Annotated in this window: 13 protein-coding genes; 4 read left to right on the top strand and 9 right to left on the bottom strand. The window is 57.2% G+C overall.

What is annotated here, in order from left to right:
* Positions 1-52: 52 nt before the first annotated feature.
* The 9 genes from glgX to ACT3T6_RS01625 all read right to left on the bottom strand — a co-directional run bounded on the left by glgX (position 53) and on the right by ACT3T6_RS01625 (position 14,819).
* On the bottom strand, positions 53-2,281 hold the full coding sequence (glgX, locus tag ACT3T6_RS01665; protein WP_193054428.1) for a glycogen debranching protein GlgX: 2,229 nt from the start codon (positions 2,279-2,281) through the stop codon (positions 53-55).
* Positions 2,282-2,326: 45 nt separating this feature from the next.
* Positions 2,327-2,932 carry a DUF2934 domain-containing protein gene (locus ACT3T6_RS01660; RefSeq protein ID WP_193054429.1) on the bottom strand — a complete coding sequence of 202 codons (606 nt, stop codon included), beginning with the start codon at positions 2,930-2,932 and terminating at the stop codon, positions 2,327-2,329.
* 47 nt (positions 2,933-2,979) lie between these two features.
* Positions 2,980-5,805: a malto-oligosyltrehalose synthase gene (gene treY, locus ACT3T6_RS01655; protein WP_193054430.1), complete on the bottom strand. Its 2,826-nt coding sequence runs from the start codon at positions 5,803-5,805 to the stop codon at positions 2,980-2,982.
* Positions 5,798-7,939 carry a 4-alpha-glucanotransferase gene (gene malQ, locus ACT3T6_RS01650; RefSeq protein ID WP_193054431.1) on the bottom strand — a complete coding sequence of 714 codons (2,142 nt, stop codon included), beginning with the start codon at positions 7,937-7,939 and terminating at the stop codon, positions 5,798-5,800. Before malQ ends, treY begins: the two co-directional genes overlap by 8 nt.
* A complete protein-coding gene (gene treZ / locus ACT3T6_RS01645) occupies positions 7,936-9,786 on the bottom strand; it encodes a malto-oligosyltrehalose trehalohydrolase (protein WP_193054432.1) in 1,851 nt (616 codons plus the stop codon). The genes malQ and treZ overlap by 4 nt, the downstream gene beginning before the upstream one ends.
* A 15-nt stretch (positions 9,787-9,801) precedes the next feature.
* Positions 9,802-11,493, bottom strand: coding sequence for a glycogen synthase GlgA (gene glgA / locus ACT3T6_RS01640; RefSeq protein ID WP_226913579.1), 1,692 nt, complete (start codon positions 11,491-11,493; stop codon positions 9,802-9,804).
* A gap of 492 nt (positions 11,494-11,985) precedes the next feature.
* Positions 11,986-12,918, bottom strand: coding sequence for a lysine exporter LysO family protein (locus tag ACT3T6_RS01635; RefSeq protein WP_193054433.1), 933 nt, complete (start codon positions 12,916-12,918; stop codon positions 11,986-11,988).
* Positions 12,919-12,933: 15 nt separating this feature from the next.
* The gene (locus tag ACT3T6_RS01630; RefSeq protein ID WP_193054434.1) at positions 12,934-13,629 is read right to left on the bottom strand and encodes a hypothetical protein; all 696 of its coding nucleotides are present in this window, start codon (positions 13,627-13,629) and stop codon (positions 12,934-12,936) included.
* A 254-nt stretch (positions 13,630-13,883) separates the two neighbouring features.
* A complete protein-coding gene (locus ACT3T6_RS01625) occupies positions 13,884-14,819 on the bottom strand; it encodes a 2-hydroxyacid dehydrogenase (protein ID WP_193054435.1) in 936 nt (311 codons plus the stop codon).
* A 104-nt stretch (positions 14,820-14,923) separates the two neighbouring features.
* On the opposite strand from ACT3T6_RS01625, the gene ACT3T6_RS01620 reads away from it, so the two are divergent.
* From ACT3T6_RS01620 to ACT3T6_RS01605, 4 genes are all read left to right on the top strand, one after another.
* The gene (locus tag ACT3T6_RS01620) at positions 14,924-15,091 is read left to right on the top strand and encodes a hypothetical protein (protein ID WP_193054436.1); all 168 of its coding nucleotides are present in this window, start codon (positions 14,924-14,926) and stop codon (positions 15,089-15,091) included.
* 163 nt (positions 15,092-15,254) lie between these two features.
* The gene (gene doeA / locus ACT3T6_RS01615; protein ID WP_172117472.1) at positions 15,255-16,454 is read left to right on the top strand and encodes an ectoine hydrolase DoeA; all 1,200 of its coding nucleotides are present in this window, start codon (positions 15,255-15,257) and stop codon (positions 16,452-16,454) included.
* Between the two features lie 47 nt (positions 16,455-16,501).
* Positions 16,502-17,518 (top strand): N(2)-acetyl-L-2,4-diaminobutanoate deacetylase DoeB, encoded by a 1,017-nt coding sequence (gene doeB, locus ACT3T6_RS01610; RefSeq protein WP_193054437.1) that lies wholly within the window; start codon positions 16,502-16,504, stop codon positions 17,516-17,518.
* Positions 17,519-17,526: 8 nt separating this feature from the next.
* On the top strand, positions 17,527-18,009 hold the full coding sequence (locus ACT3T6_RS01605; protein ID WP_193054438.1) for an Lrp/AsnC family transcriptional regulator: 483 nt from the start codon (positions 17,527-17,529) through the stop codon (positions 18,007-18,009).
* The last annotated feature ends 9 nt before the right edge of the window (positions 18,010-18,018 follow it).

Genomic DNA, 18,018 nt, shown 5'->3' with positions numbered 1-18,018 from the left:
CATGCTTCTCCTTGCAGCGGGAAATGCCCGTAGGCAACTCCGTGCTGCCTCATCAGATAACGGCGTTATCAGCCTGTGGCGCGTGCGCTAGTTGAACCAGCTCAAGCAGGGCCAGCGAACGACCTTCCATTTGATGCTCCCTTCTAAAAGAACGCTGCCCATTGGCGCTCAGGAAAGCATCTTCCTCAGTGGGCCAGCGGGTGTCGAGACGACATAGCCAGCCCCCGCCGCTAGGGGCTTCAGGCAGGTGAAACGCCACTGAGTCGTGGTGAGCATTAAATATCAGCAGTAAGGTAACGTCGGCACCGGCACGGCGTATTCCGCTGGGCTGGGCGCGCCCGTCCAGCATCAGCCCTAGGGTGCGAACGTCAGGGTCCTCCCAACGCTCAACGCTCATTTCATGGCCATCTGGGGCCAGCCAGGTCACTTCCTTGAGGCCCATTTCTTCGTTGTATTCACCCGAAAGAAAGCGCCCGCGCCGCAGGATGGGGTAGCGTAGCCGCAGCGCCGTCACCCGGCGTACGTACTCGATCATGGCATGGGCGTTGCCGTCGAGGTTCCAGTCCAGCCAACTGATCTCGTTGTCCTGGCAGTAGGCGTTATTGTTGCCCTGCTGGGTGCGCAGCAGTTCGTCGCCCGCCAGCAGCATGGGCGTGCCTTGGGAGAGCAGCGTAGTGGCGATCAAGTTACGGACCTGACGTAACCGCAGCGCCTGAATCTCTGCATTGTCGCTCTGGCCCTCTTCGCCGTGGTTCCACGACAGGTTGTTGCTGTGGCCATCCTGGTTATTTTCGCCGTTTGCCTCGTTATGCTTATCGTTGTAGGCCACCAGATCAAACAGGGTGTAGCCGTCGTGAGCAGTAACGAAGTTGACCGATGCAAACGGTCGCCGACCACGGCGCTTGAAGAAATCCGCTGAGCCCATGAGCCGCGTGGCAAGCTCCGGAAGCTTGCCCTCGTCGCCGCGCCAGAAAGCGCGCACGGTATCGCGGTAGCGGTCGTTCCACTCCGCCCAGCCCGGCGGAAAACCGCCTACTTGATAGCCGCCGGGGCCGCAGTCCCAGGGTTCGGCAATCAGTTTTACCCGGCTAAGCACAGGGTCTTGGCGGCAGGAGTCGAGAAAGCCGCCGCCTTCATCAAAGCCGTGGGGTTCGCGTCCAAGGATGGTCGCCAGGTCGAAACGAAAGCCGTCAACGCGCATTTCCGTGGCCCAGTAGCGCAGCGAGTCAGTGACCATTTGCAAAACGCGCTGGTGGCTCAGGTTTAGGGTGTTGCCGGTGCCCGTGTCGTCGATGTAGTAGCGCGGCTCCTTCGGCATCAGCCGGTAGTAGGAAGCGTTGTCGATCCCCTTAAGGGAGAGCGTTGGGCCAAGTTCGTTACCTTCTGCCGTGTGGTTGTAAACCACATCAAGAATGACCTCCAAATCCGCAGCGTGATAGCGCGCTACCAGCTCCTTGAATTCATTCACGCTTTCGCCAGCCAGGTAGCGCGAATGAGGGGCAAAGAACCCCAGGGTGTTATAGCCCCAATAGTTGCGTAGCCCCTGTTCCAGAAGGTGTTGGTCGTCAACGAACGCATGGATGGGTAAAAGCTCGACCGATGACACGCCAAGCGAACGGATGTAGTCGACCACATCGTTGACCATCAACCCCGCGAAGGTGCCACGCAGCGCTTCGGGCACCGAAGGGTGGCGCATGGTGTAACCACGTACATGCGTCTCGTAGACAATGGTCTGGTCCCAGGGAAGCTGCACCCCCCGCGAGCGCCCCCAGGTGAAGGCCGGGTCGACTACTTTGCATTTCGGCATGAACGCTGCGCTGTCGCGTTCATCAAAACTCAGGTCGCCCTCCGAGTGGCCGATGGTGTAGCCGAATAGCGCCTCGTCCCACTTGATCTCGCCCACGATCTGCTTAGCGTAGGGGTCGAGCAGCAGCTTGTTGGGGTTGAAACGATGGCCCTCTTCCGGTGCGTAAGGGCCGTATACGCGGTAGCCGTAAAGCTGGCCGGGGCGGGCATCGGGCAGGTAGCCATGCCACACTTCGTCGGTATATTCGGGAAGTTCGATACGCTCCAGTTCGTACTCACCCGTCTCATCAAACAGGCACAGCTCTACCCGGGTAGCATGCGCCGAAAACAGCGCAAAATTTACCCCGAGGCCATCCCAGTTGGCGCCCAAGGGAAACGACCACCCTTCATCTACGCGTGAGCGCCGCATAACGCTGGGGGCTTCATCGGTCGCGACGGGGTCATCGCCGTCGCGCGTGGTTTGGCTTGTCTGCATTACCTTCATCCTTGAGCCTTTAGGGGGCTCTTATGAGTGGTCGCTTTACTTTCGCTCGCCTGGTTTCTTCGCTTTGGTCGCTGTTTTCCCGGTCACTGTTTTACTGGGCTCTGGTTTCTGGGGCTCTGATTTTTCTGATCCGGTGGTCTTGTTGGGCTGAGCGCGGGCAGATTTTTTGGCCGGTTGAGGTTCATCGGTAGCCGCCAGCGCTTCGCTACTGCGGCGCGGGCGCTGGGTGCGTTTTACCGTGGCGGAATCTTCGGGCATTGGCTCCATGGCACCTGCTGCTTCGCCGGGTGCAGGTTCTTGGGGCGGGTGGCCACGGTCCTGTACAGGCACGTCCTGGCCTACCGCTGTATCGTCGCGAAAAGGGGCTTCATCGAATGACAGATCGCCGTCAGGATCCTCAAGCGGAAGGCGGCTTTCCTGGATGCCCATCTCGTCCTCTTCCAGAGGCAAGTCATCCTCTAAAATAGGCGCCTCGTTGATCGGTTCGCCCACTTCTTCAAGATCAGCTTCGTTGCCGGCTGCTTGCTCGGCAGCCACTATTTTGATGGCTCTGTCCCAGTGTTGTTGTTGCTGCCCTTCAGGGCGTCCTTCAGCTTCCCAAATGCTGTAGGCCAATTGACGTACGCGTTCTTCGTCAGTCATCTCAGCTCTCCCTATGTCTATTTCGATGGTTCACACTGTTGATTCGATCATTCATTGCGTTGATGCAAGTGCGGAGCTTCCGTGCCGCTGTCCGAGTCGTTAGTGAGCAGGAAAACTCCCACGGGTAGCTCCTCAAGCAGGCTAGCAACAGCGATGCCGGTGCTGCCTACTTTCAGAGTTGTCTTGGTTAAAATGCTTCGCCAACCGCCGGGGGCCAGCGGCAGGCATGTATCCTCCCAGTGATCTTGAGGAATATGAGGTTTGTCGGTGTTATCCAGCAGGTGGACGGTGAGCCGGGGTGCCACCACTAGTAATTGGTAGCCTTTGTAGCGTCGAGTAAAGGCCACTACGTGATTGGCACATTCGCCGCTGGCCATCAGTGGGTGATAGTCACCGTGGGCAAACAGCAAAGGGTGGCGCTGGCGAAGCTTGAGTAACCGGGCAATCACCGCTTGTTTTACTCGCCCATCGCGCCAGGTACGCAGTGCCGCTATAGGCGTGAGCGCTTGATCAAGCCCCGCTTGTCGCAGGTTGTAGTCAACGGGGCGACGGTTATCCGGGTCTACCAGGCTGTAGTCCCAGAACTCATTGCCCTGGTAGAGGTCCGGCACGCCGGGCACGGTTAGGCGCAGCACTGTTTGCACCAAGCCGTTAAGGGCGCCTGGCAGGTCAAGGCTACGCGCAGCAGCGGCGATTGAATTGAGCAGGGGCGCTGTCGTCAGCAACCCTTCTAGAAAGCTGCGGCAGGCCGATTCGTAAGCCTCGTTGGGCCACAGCCAGTGGCTACGCAGCTTGGCTTCGCGCAAGGCTTTTAACTGCCACTCGGCAAGCCGCTGATTAAAGCGCTCAAGCGCCTCACCGTCCTGCGGGTCGAGCGTCGGCGGCCAGGCACCCAGCAACATCTGATAGGCAATCAGCTCATCGCCCGGCGAGGGCGCAAGCCCCTCAGGCAATGCATGACGCAGTGGTGCGGCCATTTTTCGCCAACGCTCCACTTGATGTGTAAACATCCCCGCGTGCTCGCTCAGCGCGGCCAGCCGGGCGCGTACATCTTCGCCCCGCTTATGGTCGTGAGTAGCGGTGGTCACCATGGCGTTTGGAAAATCGTGAGCACGTTGTGCGTTGGCCTGATGAAAGTGCTCGACGGAGTGGCTGAAATGCTCCCCGTCAAAGCCCACATCGTTACGTGAAATAAGCACCGCGCTGCGATAGCCGGCGGTATCTTCGACCGCCTTGGCGGCCACCGGCGAGGTAAGCTGTTGAAAGCGAGTAATCGCACGTTGGCGCAGCTGGCGCTCGTTATCCTTGGCGCAAGCACGCGGTGCTTCACCGCCCAGCCAGCGCTCAAGCGCTTCAAGAACGCCAATGTCCGGCGGGTTGAGCGCTTGGCGCGCACCGTGCATGGCTTGGGTGAAAAAGGGGGTATCGGCTTCGGAGCGGCCGGTGTCATCGGCATAGCTGCGGTAGATGGGGAAGTGGACAATCAACGCTTCCAGAGTCCGGCGAATCGCGGCCAGGGTTATGTCCCGGCTGCTTAATTGAGCACGCGCGACAGCGTGCAGGGCACGGGCACAGGCTGAAAATTCGCTGACCAGCAACGAGCCAAGCACCTCGCGTCTAGCTTGGCGTACCTCAGCCGCAAAGTCAGCGTCACGGCCACTGACGTCACGCCATAACCGGCTTAGCGGCGCGCTGCCTGTAGGGTCGTGCTGTATCCCCGAGACCACGTTCATGAACTCATAGCCGCTGGTGCCATCCACGCCCCAATCAGTAGGCAGGGTCTCGCCATCACCGAGGATTTTTTCCACATACAGAGCGACATGGCGGGGGGCGTCTGCTGGGCGCTTTTCCTCTATCGCATCCAAATGCTGGCGCAGGCGTAGACAATAGCCCTGCGGGTCGGCCAGCCCATCAACGTGGTCTATTCGCAGTCCATCGACCCAGCCTTCCTCGACCAAACGTAACGGTAGGGCATGCACGGCCTTGAAGACTTCGGGGTCTTCAATGCGCAGCCCACCCAGTTCGGTCACATCAAAAAAACGCCGCCAGTTAATTTCATCGGATGCGGTGCGCCACCACGCCAAGCGGTAGTGCTGACGTTCCAGCAAGGCATGAAGCCGAGTGGTGGCATGAGTGCTTGTGCCATTAAACAGTCTCATGACAGCGCTGAGCGACGCCTGAGCTTCGGGTGATTCCAGCACCTTGTTTAGCTGGCGGCGCGCATCCTGGGCAGATGTGTAGGCGTCTTCGTCTTGCTGCAGAGTTTCGAAAAAAGCCGCCTGCTCATACAGCGCGTTATGTTCTGAGAAGCGCAGTATGTCGCCGTAGTGGCGTGGGTCGATGGGAAAGCGGTGCTCGTGATAATCAACATGAAAGCTTGCCGCTTCGGCGTCGTAGTCCAGCGTCAACTCGCCTGAACGGAGTACGTTGGCATAGGCGACGCCAAGAAATGGTACGAGCAGTTTGCCGTTAAGCGTGGAGGCCGCGCTGTTGGTATCTGAGTGCCAGTCAATATCGAAGAACCCGGCGTAGGGGCTATCGCTTCCCCAGGCCAGCACGTCCTGCCACCACAGATTTTCCGAGCCGCCCACCGCCAAGTGATTGGGTACAATATCCAACACCAGCCCCATATCATGAGCACGCAGCCGGGATACCAGGCGTTTCAGCGCGGTTTCACCGCCCAGTTCAGGATCAATGCGGGTAGGGTCTACACCGTCGTAGCCGTGCGGCGAGCCCGCGCGTGACATCTGTAGCGGTGAGGCATACAGATGACTAATGCCCAAGCGAGCGTAGTAGTCGACCCAGCGTTCGGCGTCCGCCAGCGTAAAGTCGCGATGAAACTGAAGCCGAAGCGTGGCACGAATCTCATTCATGGGACGGCCTCCCAAACAGGGCAGATGGTGAGGTCGCTTCTTTTAGCTCACCGCTGCGCGAAAGCGCCAGGGCACCAAGCCGCTGGTGTACTTCGTCAGAGGCCAGCAGGTCGCTTGCATCCATTGCCCAGCGGCGACGCCAGTTAGGGTGCTCCGCTGTGCTGTTGGGCAGGTTGGCCTGCTCTTCGAGTCCCAGCACATCTTCTATTGGCAGTAATACCAAGGGCGCAGACGTACTGCCCAAGTGGCAGGCACAGGCATTGAGCACCTGCGAGGCGGGAATGTCGGCCGCTTCCAGCGTCTGGGTGGTGGGGTTGCTGCCTAAAAGCCCAAGTGTTGCGGCGAGCCTAGCGCGCTCGTGGCGCCGGGTTTGTTGTTCGCTTTCATAACTCTGGTCGACCTTGAACAGCCCCAGGCGGTCACGCCACTCAATATCGCGTCCCGCCCACCAACCGGCCACGGTAGGCAGGTCATGGGTCGAGGTGGTGGCCAGTGCGTCAGGGGACCATCGGCTGGCGGCAAGGTAGTTACTCTCTTTGTCCTGCTCGAACCATAGCACCTGCATGCCCAATATGCCGCGTGCGGCTAGCTGTTGGCGAAAGCCCGGTGCCACGGTACCAAGGTCTTCGCCAATCACAATGGCGCGATGACGCCAGGATTCCAGCGCGACCAGACGAAGCATGTCGTCCAATGGATAACGCAGGTAGCCACCCTCCGTGGCAGATGCGCCCTGAGGCACCAGCCATAGGCGCATCAAACCGAGCACATGATCAATGCGCAGCCCACCGGCATGGGCAAAAGCGCTGCGCAGCATGTCGATAAAGCTACGAAAACCTGAACGTTTTAGGCCGAAGGGCGAGAACGCCGCTAACCCCCAGTTTTGCCCTTGGCCGTTAAACAGGTCAGGGGGGGCACCGATGGAGACGCCTTCCAGCATTTCATCCTGACGACTCCATGTCTGGCTGCCCGCAGCGTCGGCGCCCACCGCTAAATCAGCCATTAAGCCTATGGCCATACCGTTTTCTTGAGTGGCTTTTTGGGCGCGAGACAGCCCCTCGGCGGTTAGCCATTGCAGAAAAACATGAAAGCCTACTTCGTGGGCGCGGCTCTCGGTAAAACGAGCCACTTCAGGGCTGGCAGGGTCGCGAAGGGCCGCTGGCCAGTCACGCCAGTTGCTGGGCCCGAACTCGCGTTGCAGGGCCTCAAAACAGCAGTGATCTTCCAGCAGCTCGCCGCCCATCTGGCGAAATTTGTGCATTTTCTGGCGCAGGGCTTGAGTAGCTTCATCCTTACAAGCCATAAAATCATCGTAAAGAAAGCGCAGCCAGGAGAGCTTGGCCCGCGCCGCATCAAACCAGTTGAGTAAATCGTTCGCTTCCAAGCGGCGAAGCTCTGCCTGTAGCCCGTTACGCGTCTGGGCATCGCGAACGCGGTTTTCGCCGAATAGCGTTTCCGGTGCGCTATACAGCACGTTGTTAAGAAGCCGCGTGGAGGGCGAGTAGGGGCTGTACTTATCAGGGGTGGCACTGAACATGGCGTGGGTGGGGCTGATGGCCAACGCATCCGCGCCAAGCTTTGCCGCCGGGGCGATAAAGTTTTCCAGCGCCAGAACATCGCCAATGCCTCCATCGCCCGTGCGGCGCAGGGCGTAAAGCTGGGCGGCCAGACCCCATAAGTGGGGCGTGGGTTCACCGCGAAGCCCGTTAGGGAAGAAACACCGCTGCGGCGCGACCGCCAGAGTCAGTTGGGTATTGGCGATGTGCAACTGGTGATAGCCCGTTTCCTTGATGCCAGGCAGCGTGCCATCGTGGCCTAACGTACCCTCTACGCGGCTGCCTTGCTCAAGTATCACTATAAACGCCGTGCCTGGGGCCAGCGGCGATGGCAACGTGATCGGCGCTTCAAGATCGGCGGTGATCAGCGGTGGCCACTCGGCCGGGCTTTCAGGTGTATGCAGGCGCTTAAGGCGCAGCAGGCTTTCCTCCAGCGCCGCTTCACTCTCGGTTGAAAATCCGAGCGCATTAAGCAAAGTACGCTGAACCGACTCCGACAGCTGACACGGTTCGCCATCGCTATTTTCCCATTCAAGCAATAATCCGGCCGCTTCAGCGAGCTGGGTAAGTTTATGATTCATCGGATTGCCTCACGATTACCCGGCCCATCCAGCAGCCACACGGCTGCTGCCCCCGAGGGTAGGCGTCCACTTTGTATCGCCGATGCCACTCCTTCGTGCGTTGCGTATAAGCACTGCTCGGCAAGCAGCGATTGAGCGTCTGAGTCTGCTATGACGACCGGCTGGTGGCCCAGGTTGAGCGCTATGACCAATTGGGAATCGTCATTCATCTGCCAACGGGCCAGCACGGCCTTGTCGCCGATAGCGTTAGCGTTAGCGCCTAATGCCCATGCGCCTTGAAGGCGCGGCACGATATGCTGATGGCGAAGCTCCAAAAGAGTGCGATAGCGTTCCAGGCAAGCGGCATGGGGCGCCGTTTCGCGGGCGTCAAAGTCGGGGATGGACGCCTCAAAGGTACTCAGGGCATTGGGATCTGGTATGCGTTCTCGGGCCTTTTTATCTTGAAAAGCGCTGAAGTCGACAAACTCATCCCGGCGCCCCTCACGAACCGCTTGGGCGAGCGCTTCGTTATGCTCGGTGAAGAATAAAAAGGGCTGAGTGGCCCCCCACTCTTCGCCCATAAACAGCAAGGGCACCATGGGGGAAAGCAGCAGTAGCGTTGTAGCGGCTGCCAGGGCGTCGGGGTTCGCCAGAGAGCTTAGCCGCTCGCCAAGAGCGCGGTTACCGATCTGGTCGTGGTTTTGCAGAAACGCCACAAAGGCCGTGGGGGGGAGGTGGGCGCTAGGCTCGCCGCGGGTGTGGCCATGGCGAGTCTGCGCGCCCTGATAGATAAACCCTTCGCTTAAGCAGCGGGCCAGCCGAGCCGTGGCGTCGTCGACGAAATCGCTGTAATAGCCCTCTTTTTCGCCGGTCAGGAGGACATGGATAACGTTGTGCCAGTCGTCATTCCACTGGGCATTAAACTGCTCAGCAGTGAGCAGGCTTGCGGTATTGCCTTCGTTCTCAAGCACCAGATGGACATGCCGCTCAGGCACTATTCGGCTACGTACTGTTTCGGCGAGTTCGACCAGAAAGCCCTGCTCGCTGATGGCATGCACGGCATCGAAGCGCAGGCCGTCCAGGCGGTACTCTTCAAGCCACATTAAGGCGTTATCGATAAAGTAGCGGCGCACCTGGGGCTTTCGAAAGTCGATGGCAGGGCCCCAGGGCGTGGCGATATCGTCACGAAAAAACGTGCTGGCATAGCGTGCCAGGTAGTTACCGTCGGGGCCGAAGTGGTTATATACCACGTCAAGAAAAACCATCAGGCCTAAGTCGTGAGCCTCATCGATCAGGGCTTTCAGCTCATCCGGGCTGCCGTAGGAGGCTTCCACCGCATAGGGCAGCACGCCGTCGTAGCCCCAGTTGCGCGCGCCGGGAAACTCCGAGACCGGCATCAGCTCGATGGCGGTAATGCCCAACTCAGCAAGGTAGGGAAGGCGTTGGCGAACGCCCTCGAAGCCGCCCAGCGTGCCGACATGTAGCTCATAGAGCACCGTTTCATGCCAAGGGCGCCCTTGCCAGCCTGGATTGCGCCAGTGATAGTGGTTTGGGTCAATCACGAGGCTAGGCCCATCAATATCGCTAGCTTGAGCGCGGGCAGCAGGGTCGGGTATTGGGCTGCCCTGATCGTCATCATCACCGAATACACGGTAGCGGTAGCGAGCGCCGTGGCCGCAGGCAAGCTCGGCGGCGACATACCCGTCGCCTGTTTTTACCATGGTGGCGCTATGCAGGTCTTCGACCTCCACGTCGACCCGGCACGCGTCCGGCGCCCAGAGCACAAACCGGGTGATGCCTTCTTTAACGACCTGAGCGCCCTGGGTGGGCTGAAAAGTCGTTTCTCGAAACTGCGCTCTGTCAGACATTCCTTGCCGACTCCTTCAGTGAGATAGCGCTGCTTGATGCTCTGCTTGTAAAGTGTCCGCCTGCTCCAGTGCCTGCTGGTAAAGCTTGCTGTAGGGCACGATGGATTGCCGCCAGTGATAGCGCCCCGTCATGGCGGCGCCGCGCATGGCATTGAATAGATCCGTCGACTTGTGCACCGCAAAGGCGCGTTGAATCGCTCGCATGTAGCTGCCGAACTGCATGTCATCGAACAGAAAGCCGGTTACGCCATCCTCTATCGTGTCGGCCAGCCCGCCGGTGCGGTGGGCGATGGGAAGCGAGCCAAAGCGCTGGGCATACATCTGGCTTAATCCGCAGGGCTCAAAGCGTGACGGCATTAGCAGGAAGTCGCTCCCGGCGAACAGGCAACGCGCCTGGTATTCGTCGAACCCAATGTACGCCGCAATAGCCCCCTGAAAACGCAGGGCTAACTCACGTAGCGCTTCCTCTACCTCCCGCTCACCGCTGCCCATAACTACGATCTGCCCGCCAGCATCGACAATCGCCTTGGCGGCCTTGATGGTCAGGTCAAGCCCCTTCTGATGGACAAGCCGTGATATCACCACGAACAGTGGCCCCTGGCTGGGCAGTAGGCCGAAATGACGGCGAACATGGTCGGCATTGGCGCGTTTACCGCGCCAGTCGTTGGAGGAGAAAGCCTGAATCAAGTGGCTGTCCGTACGTGGGTCCCAAGAGTCATCAATACCGTTTGGAATACCGCTCAGAAGGCCTTGAGCGGCTTTGCAGCGCAGCAGGCCATCCAGGCCACAGCCGAATGTTGGCGTGGTGATTTCCTGGGCGTAGGTGGCACTGACCGTGGTGACATGCGAGGCATAGACAATACCTGCTTTCATAAACGAAAGGTCGCCGTAGTACTCGACACCTTCGATATGAAACGCCTCCTCGGGAATGCCGAGTGCTTTTAAGCGTGAGGCTTTGAAGGTGCCCTGATACGCCAGGTTGTGAATCGTGAACACGCTTGGAATGGATTGCCCTTGCCAGTGCATATAGGCAGGCGCCAGGCCGCATGCCCAATCGTTGAGGTGTAACAGCTGGGGCTTCCAATCGAGATGTGCATCGCCCAAAGCGATATCGGCTGCTGCCCGAGAAAGCCTGGCAAAGCGGATGTCGTTGTCTTGCCAGCCTTTATCTTGACCATCGCCATAGCCGCTGGAGCCCGTGCCGTAAGGGGTGCCTTCGCGGTCATAAAGCTCGGGGCAGAGCAATACATAGAGGATCAGGCCATCCCGGCAGGTGATCTTGCCTATATCACACGCGGGTAAATCGGCGAAGGCGGGCAGGTGGCCTGCGGGAACAATGTTATACTCGGATTCGAGTATCTCCCGATAGGCAGGCATCAGTACGCGCACATCGTGATGTATTGATAGCGCTCTGGGTAACGCCGATGACACATCACCTAAACCACCGACTTTAACGAAATCGGTAATCTCGGTGGTCACAAACAGAATACGCTGTGGAGCGTCTAGTTTATCCTTGTCGATGTTAACGATGATATTATTGCTAGGGCTATTAGTAATATCGGGATAAGGGTCGTCGTTAGGGGTTAGTTGATTAGCGCTTAAAGAACTTTTAACTAACGTTAGCGGCACACTGTTGCTAACTTCTTTTACGCTTTTGTTTGCTTCGCTTTTATCGGTAGCAACCTCGCCCAAAGCCACTCCGCCCATGTTCAATCTCCCTGAGTTATCATGGTTAATAGTGTCTGTCTGAATCACGCATCTTGTCGGTGACATGCCTGCCTATCCTTTGGCAGCCCTGCCAGCAGGCGTTGCATTAGAAATATTTACTAAACTACTTTAGTCGAAAAAAGCATACGCTGATGACGTTTCTCTCAACCATAACCTACATCAACTACCTATGTTAAAGGGTGGTTGAAGAGCCGGAAATAAGGTTTAAAGGTGAATGGATGGGAGTTGTAAGGGTTTAATAAATAAAGTGTTTGAGTTTAAGGTTGATATGAGTTAAGTGGTTTGTTTAAGGTTTTTAAATTTATATTTATTTATATTAAGAAGTTTGAAGGCGAATATTGCAGCCTTGGCTCAAAAAATTGCTAATTGTTAAGCTATCTTTTTTAGAGTGCCCAGTAAAGGGGAGCGTTTTTTTGAAACGGAAAGGCTAAAGAGGGCGTCTGTTGCATCGCCCTCCATGAGGTCGGTGTTTTAAGCCGACAATGAAAGGAAAAACAGAATCAAAGGGGGCGAGAGTAGCGAAAGAATAAATCCGCTAACTACCGCGATGGGCACGCAGGCGACGCCGCCGTGCTGTTGAATCACAGGCAGGGTAAAGTCCATTGACGTGGCACCGCCGTAGCCAATGGCAAGGGCGGTGTGGCGGTGAATCACTAGCGGAATCAAAATAAATGCCAGGAGTTCCCGGAAAAGGTCGTTAAAAAATGCCACGCCGCCCATTAGCGGCCCTAGCTGGTCGCCAATTAAAATGGCTGAAAGCGAATACCAGCCGAAGCCAGACGCCATGGCGAGTCCTTCGTTCCAGCTAAGCGAGAGCAAGGGGGCGGCAGCCAATCCCGCCAGTAGCGAGCTAACGGCCAGCGTTATCGCAATAGCAAGCCCTAGCCGGTTGAGTAGAATTTGCTTAAGCGGCATGCCGGAGTTGCGTAGCTGACAGCCGATCAGCACTAGCAACGCGTAAAGCACCCATTCAGCTAACAGGTCTGCGGCGGTAAAAAGCGTCTCGCCTAGCCTTGGGCCCAGCAGCAGGCCTGTAATAACGCCGACCGCCACTACTGCTAGCAAGAGTAACGAGCCTTGCATGGCGGCAAGCTTACTGGTCGGTGCGTTTTTAACGACAGGTGAATCCCCTGTTTGTAGTGCTACCCGGCGAGACAACCACCATAAAGCGGCCAGGTTAAACGCCGTGGTAATACTAAACAGCAGCAATGCATTGCCCCCCAGCCGCGAAAGCTGGCTGGTTAGATTTTCAAGCCCGGCAAGACTTACCCCCATGAAGAGCAAAATAAGATAAACCGAGCCGCTAACGGCACGGTTGATCAGTTGCTGGAGGTAAGGAGAGCGAATGCGTAATAAATAGCCCACTATCAGAGGCAGAAGAACAATCAATAATCCAGACAGCATGTAGGGTGTGGCGCCTTAAGGGTTAAATTGAGTAAGCCTGATGCGGGTTTGGCGGCGACCCTCTTTTTGATACTCCGCCGAGACAATCAGGCCGGGCCAGTCTGGGTGAAAGTTGATTTCCAGATGGCGGTCGGGCTTTTCGATATCCGTCAAAATGACCTGCTGTACCTCAAACTCACCAGCGGGCACGTTGACGATGTGCGTGCCTGGTGTGGCGTAGTACTGGAGGTGCTCATCTCGACCGCGGTGGTCAACAAAATCGAGATCACAGGGTGCGCTTTGTGTACATGTTTCATGGCCTGCACGCCGAGAGAGATCAACCAGCGCGGCTTGGCGATCAAGTGCTGCAATATCGCTATCGGTTAATCGATAGCTGTCGCCTACGCCCAGAAGCGAGTAGCTGCTGCTAAAAAGCAGTGAACGGACGGCGTCATCAGCCACTGAAAAGCGGCTGTACTCCTGACCGCTGACTATGGCCAATGAAAAGCGCATATCGCTTAGCCAATGCTGGCCTTCCTGGCTGAGCGTATGGGTAATCGTTGCACTGGGCCAGTTGCGGGTTTCCAGCCGGTATTGCGCTTTAAATGGCACTATGTCTGCAAGAGTGCTGGCGGCTTCTTCGCTTGCATTGACCGGTACAGCGCTGAGTAATAGCCAAGCGGTGCCCAGTAGTATACAAGCCGATACAACATTAAAACGGGCGAGTCGCATCCTGATTCTCCTTATGAGCAAGCAGTCCCCGCTAGCTAGCGCTGTTTGCAAATAAACCCAATAAGCTGAGCCGTCTTGGGTTCAAAGACCTGCTTGCATATCTGTCATGCATTTCCATGGCCTGGCATATATTTCGAGCGCCTTTAGTGGGTATCTTAACATTTGATGCGCCCGTGATGCGGTCGGTGTATCACTATGAAAGAAGCGCCCCCCGCTGCGTGTAGACAGAGGCGCCCATGCTGGTTTTAACGGACTTAGTATCCTTGTGTGGGGTTAACCGTAGGCAGGTCTTCACCCGCCTCAAAGGCATGCAGGTAGGCAATGACCTGGTCAATCGCATCGTTCACCGGGGTGGGCGCTGCCATGTGGGGGGTGACGATGACGCGGGGGTGCTGCCATAAGGGGCTTTTAGCGGGCAGCGGCTCTTCACAAAAAACATCCAACAACGCGCCGCGCAAGTGGCCTGGCGTAGCGTTATCACCCAGTGCCTCAAGAAGCGCCTGTTCATCAATCAAGCTGCCTCGGCCTGGGTTGATCACGCTGGCGCCCTTGGGCAGTTTGGCGAGCCGTTCGGCGTTAAGAATACTCCGTGTGGCGGGGGTGTCGGGCAGGATAGTAACCACGCTCTGCACTTGGCCAAGAAGCTCATCCAGTCCTTCATCACCATGCAGGCACTGTACACCTGTGATGGTTTTGGGTGAACGACTCCAGCCCAGCACCGGAAATCCCGCTTGCTGCAAGGCGCTGGCAACCTGCGACCCGATAGCGCCCAGGCCGAGCACACCCACCGGCCAATCAGCTTTATCTGCCAAGCGTTGCGGCTGCCATTCAGCGTTGGCTTGCTGAGCGGTGTAACGGTCCATGCTGCGGTAAAAATGTAAGACGCCATACAGTACGTAGTCGGCCATTGGCTCGCTCATGCCCGCATCGCGCAGCTTCACGATGGGAACATTGGCGGGCAGCCCTGGCGTGCCGAGCAAGTAATCTACTCCTGCGCCCAGGTTGATGATGCCTTTAAGCCGAGTCTGCTCTTTCAAGAGATACGCAGGGGCTTTCCATACCGCAAGATAGTCAGCATCTTGGCGTGCCTCTTCGGGAGCGTCGCTGGTCACGACCGTTGCGTTAGGAAGCGCTTCGGAAAGGGCATCGCGCCATTGAGTGGCATCATCGGTGTGCACAACAATCTTCATTTCGGCTCCTGCGTGGTGAATGGGTGTCTCTCACTCTATTTATTCATCATGGGGAGGTTGTCTGCACGCTGCAAGTCATAACGCGTCACGATAGAACGAGGCGTTTGGCCTACATTGATCTCCGTGTGGTGGAGAGCTACCGGGGTGGCCGTACATTGGCGCATTTTCGGCAGTTGGTTGAAAACAAACTTGAAAATGAGCCGTTGATTGGCCCCGGTGAGCGCGCGGTGCTGAAGCTTTTGCGTGGCCGGTTAAGAGAGCCGGCAACATGAGTTAAATAAAGGCTTTGACCCGCAACCACGGGGTGGTGCTAGTATCGGGCTAAGACGACATTGGCAAGCCTTCCATGGCGGTAGCCTGGTCGCCCTTGTGCCCCGTTGCTTGGCGTAAAAAACGCGCACCGGTTCTTGGTGATCTTTGATGGTGAGTTGCCCGATGACTCAGGTTTCCCTGCCCTTCACGCGTGAAGAGTATGCACAGCGCTTGTGGAAGGTGCGTGCTGAAATGGCCGGCCGCGGCATTGATGTATTGATCGTCAGTGATCCGTCGAATATGGCATGGCTGACCGGCTACGACGGCTGGTCATTTTACGTACACCAGTGTGTCCTGGTTGGCCTGGAAGGTGAGCCGGTATGGTTTGGGCGTCGTATGGACGCTAACGGCGCGCTGCGCACCTGTTGGATTGACCCAGTTAATATTACTTATTATCCGGATTACTACGTTCAAAATCCGGATATGCACCCGATGGATTATCTGGCGCAGTCGATCCTGCCTGACCGCGGCTGGCATACCGGCGTAGTGGGTATGGAGATGGATAACTACTATTTCACCGCCAAAGCCTACCAGAGTCTGCTACGCGAGCTGCCCCACGCGCGCTTTATCGACGCCAATGCGCTGGTGAACTGGTGCCGGGCAATCAAGTCGCCTCAGGAAATCGCCTATATGCGCATTGCCGGCAAGATTGTTGAAGGCATGCACTCGCGTATTCTGGAAGTCATCGAGCCGGGGCTTCCCAAGAGTAAGCTGGTCTCGGAAATCTACCGAGTGGGGATAGAAGGCTTTTTCGATGAAAATGGGAAAGTGTATGGCGGCGATTACCCTGCCATTGTCCCCATGCTGCCAACCGGTAAAGATGCCGCTGCTCCACATTTGACCTGGGACGATACGCCGTTTCGTGAAGGCGAGGGCACGTTCTTTGAGATTGCCGGAGTATTCAAGCGCTATCACGCGCCCATGTCGCGCACCGTATTTCTGGGACGACCGCCGACCGACTTTATTCGCGCTGAATCAGCCCTTCTGGAAGGTATCGAAAACGGCCTGGACGTTGCTAAGCCAGGAAATAGAACGGCGGATATCGCCATGGCGCTGGGGGCGGCGATGGATAAATACGGTTTTGACCGCGGTGGCGCACGCTGCGGTTACCCTATCGGTATTTCGTACCCACCGGACTGGGGCGAGCGCACCATGAGTTTGCGTCCTTCGGATGAGACCATCCTGCAACCCGGTATGACCTTTCATTTTATGCCTGGGCTTTGGGTGGAGGATTGGGGGCTGGAAATTACCGAAAGCATCCTGATTACTGAAACAGGCTGCGAGACGCTGGCCAACTTTCCACGGCAGTTATTTGTTAAATGATGATAAGTCGTTAAAGAATAAGCCGTATAACTGATTAAGGAGTCGTTATGACCCTGCGACCAAGCCCGATTTCCGCGACTGTCGACTTTGATGCTGACGGCGTGCAGCACGGTTTTTTAAAGCTGCCCATCTCCACCGATATCTCGGCCTGGGGGGCGGTAATGATCCCGATTACCGTGGTGAAAAATGGCGAAGGCCCCACAGCGCTATTAACCGGGGGCAACCATGGCGACGAATACGAGGGGATTACTTCGCTGCTTAAGCTTGCCAATGTGCTCACTGCAGAGGACGTCAGTGGGCGGGTGATTATTGTGCCGTGCATGAATACGCCCGCCGTAATGGCAGGCAAGCGGACATCGCCGATGGATCAGGGCAATCTTAACCGCAGTTTCCCCGGTGACCCCAACGGCAGCGTAACGCTGCAAATTGCCGACTACTTTACCCGCGTTTTGGTGCCCATGAGCGATGTGGTGCTGGATCTACACTCCGGTGGCCGCACGCTGGATATTCTGCCGTTTGGTGCTTCTCATGTGCTGGATGACAAAGCCCAGCAACAGGCCGCGCTGGAAGGCGCCAAAGCGTTTGGTGCGCCTTACGCCATGGTGATGTTTGAGCTGGATGCCGAAAAACTCTTCGATACTGCTTGCGAGCGCCAAGGCAAGGTGTTTGTGGCCACAGAGCTTGGCGGTGGTGGCACCTCCACGCCACAAAGTATGGCGATTACCGAGCGCGGCGTACGTAACTTTCTGATCCATTACGGCCTGCTAGAGGGCGAGGTGGATATGCCGCAAGGCGGCCAGGTCTATCTCGATATGCCAGACGCCAGCTGCTACGTACAGAGTCAGCACTCCGGCGTACTTGAGCTTTGCGTGGCGCTGGGCGATGCCGTGACCAAAGGGCAGGTGTTGGCTTACGTATACGATATGACCCGTACCGGTAGCGAGCCGGTTGCCTACCGCGCCGAACGCGATGGCATTTTGATGGCCCGGCGCGCCCCGGCCCTGGTCAATATGGGGGACACCATTGCGGTGATTGCCGATGTCGTCGACCGCCTGGAGGCATAGCCCAAGGCATGATAAAACTCGACCGTTTTGATCTTAAAATTCTCGATATCCTTTCCCGTGATGGGCGGATCACCAAGTCCAAACTGGCCGAGGCAATTAACCTCTCGGTCAGCCCCTGCTGGGAGCGGGTTAAACGCTTGGAAAAAGCCGGGGTCATTCAGGGCTATACCGCACGCATCAATGCCGATGTACTGGTGCCGCGCAACCCTGTGTGGGTGCAAATTGAGCTTACAGCCCACAACGCCGCAAGCTTTGCGCGCTTTGAAGCTTTGGTCATGGATACGCCAGAGGTCACCGAATGTGTCGCTGTCGGCGGTGGGGTTGATTATCTGGTGAAGTTTGAAGCCCGCACAATTGATAGCTACCAGCGGCTCATGGATAAATGGCTGGTTTCTGAGGCGGGCATTGAGCGTTACTTCACCTATATCGTGACCAAAACGGTTAAGCGTCAGCCGATTGGTATTGATGTGGAGGGTACAGGCGTTGTGTGACGGATCAGC

The sequence above is a fragment of the Halomonas sp. 72 genome, assembly GCF_052379785.1.
In the GTDB taxonomy this organism is placed as follows: Bacteria; Pseudomonadota; Gammaproteobacteria; order Pseudomonadales; family Halomonadaceae; genus Vreelandella; species Vreelandella citrativorans.
Note: the sequence above shows the minus strand (reverse complement) of the source record. Positions and strands in the feature narration are given on the sequence as shown.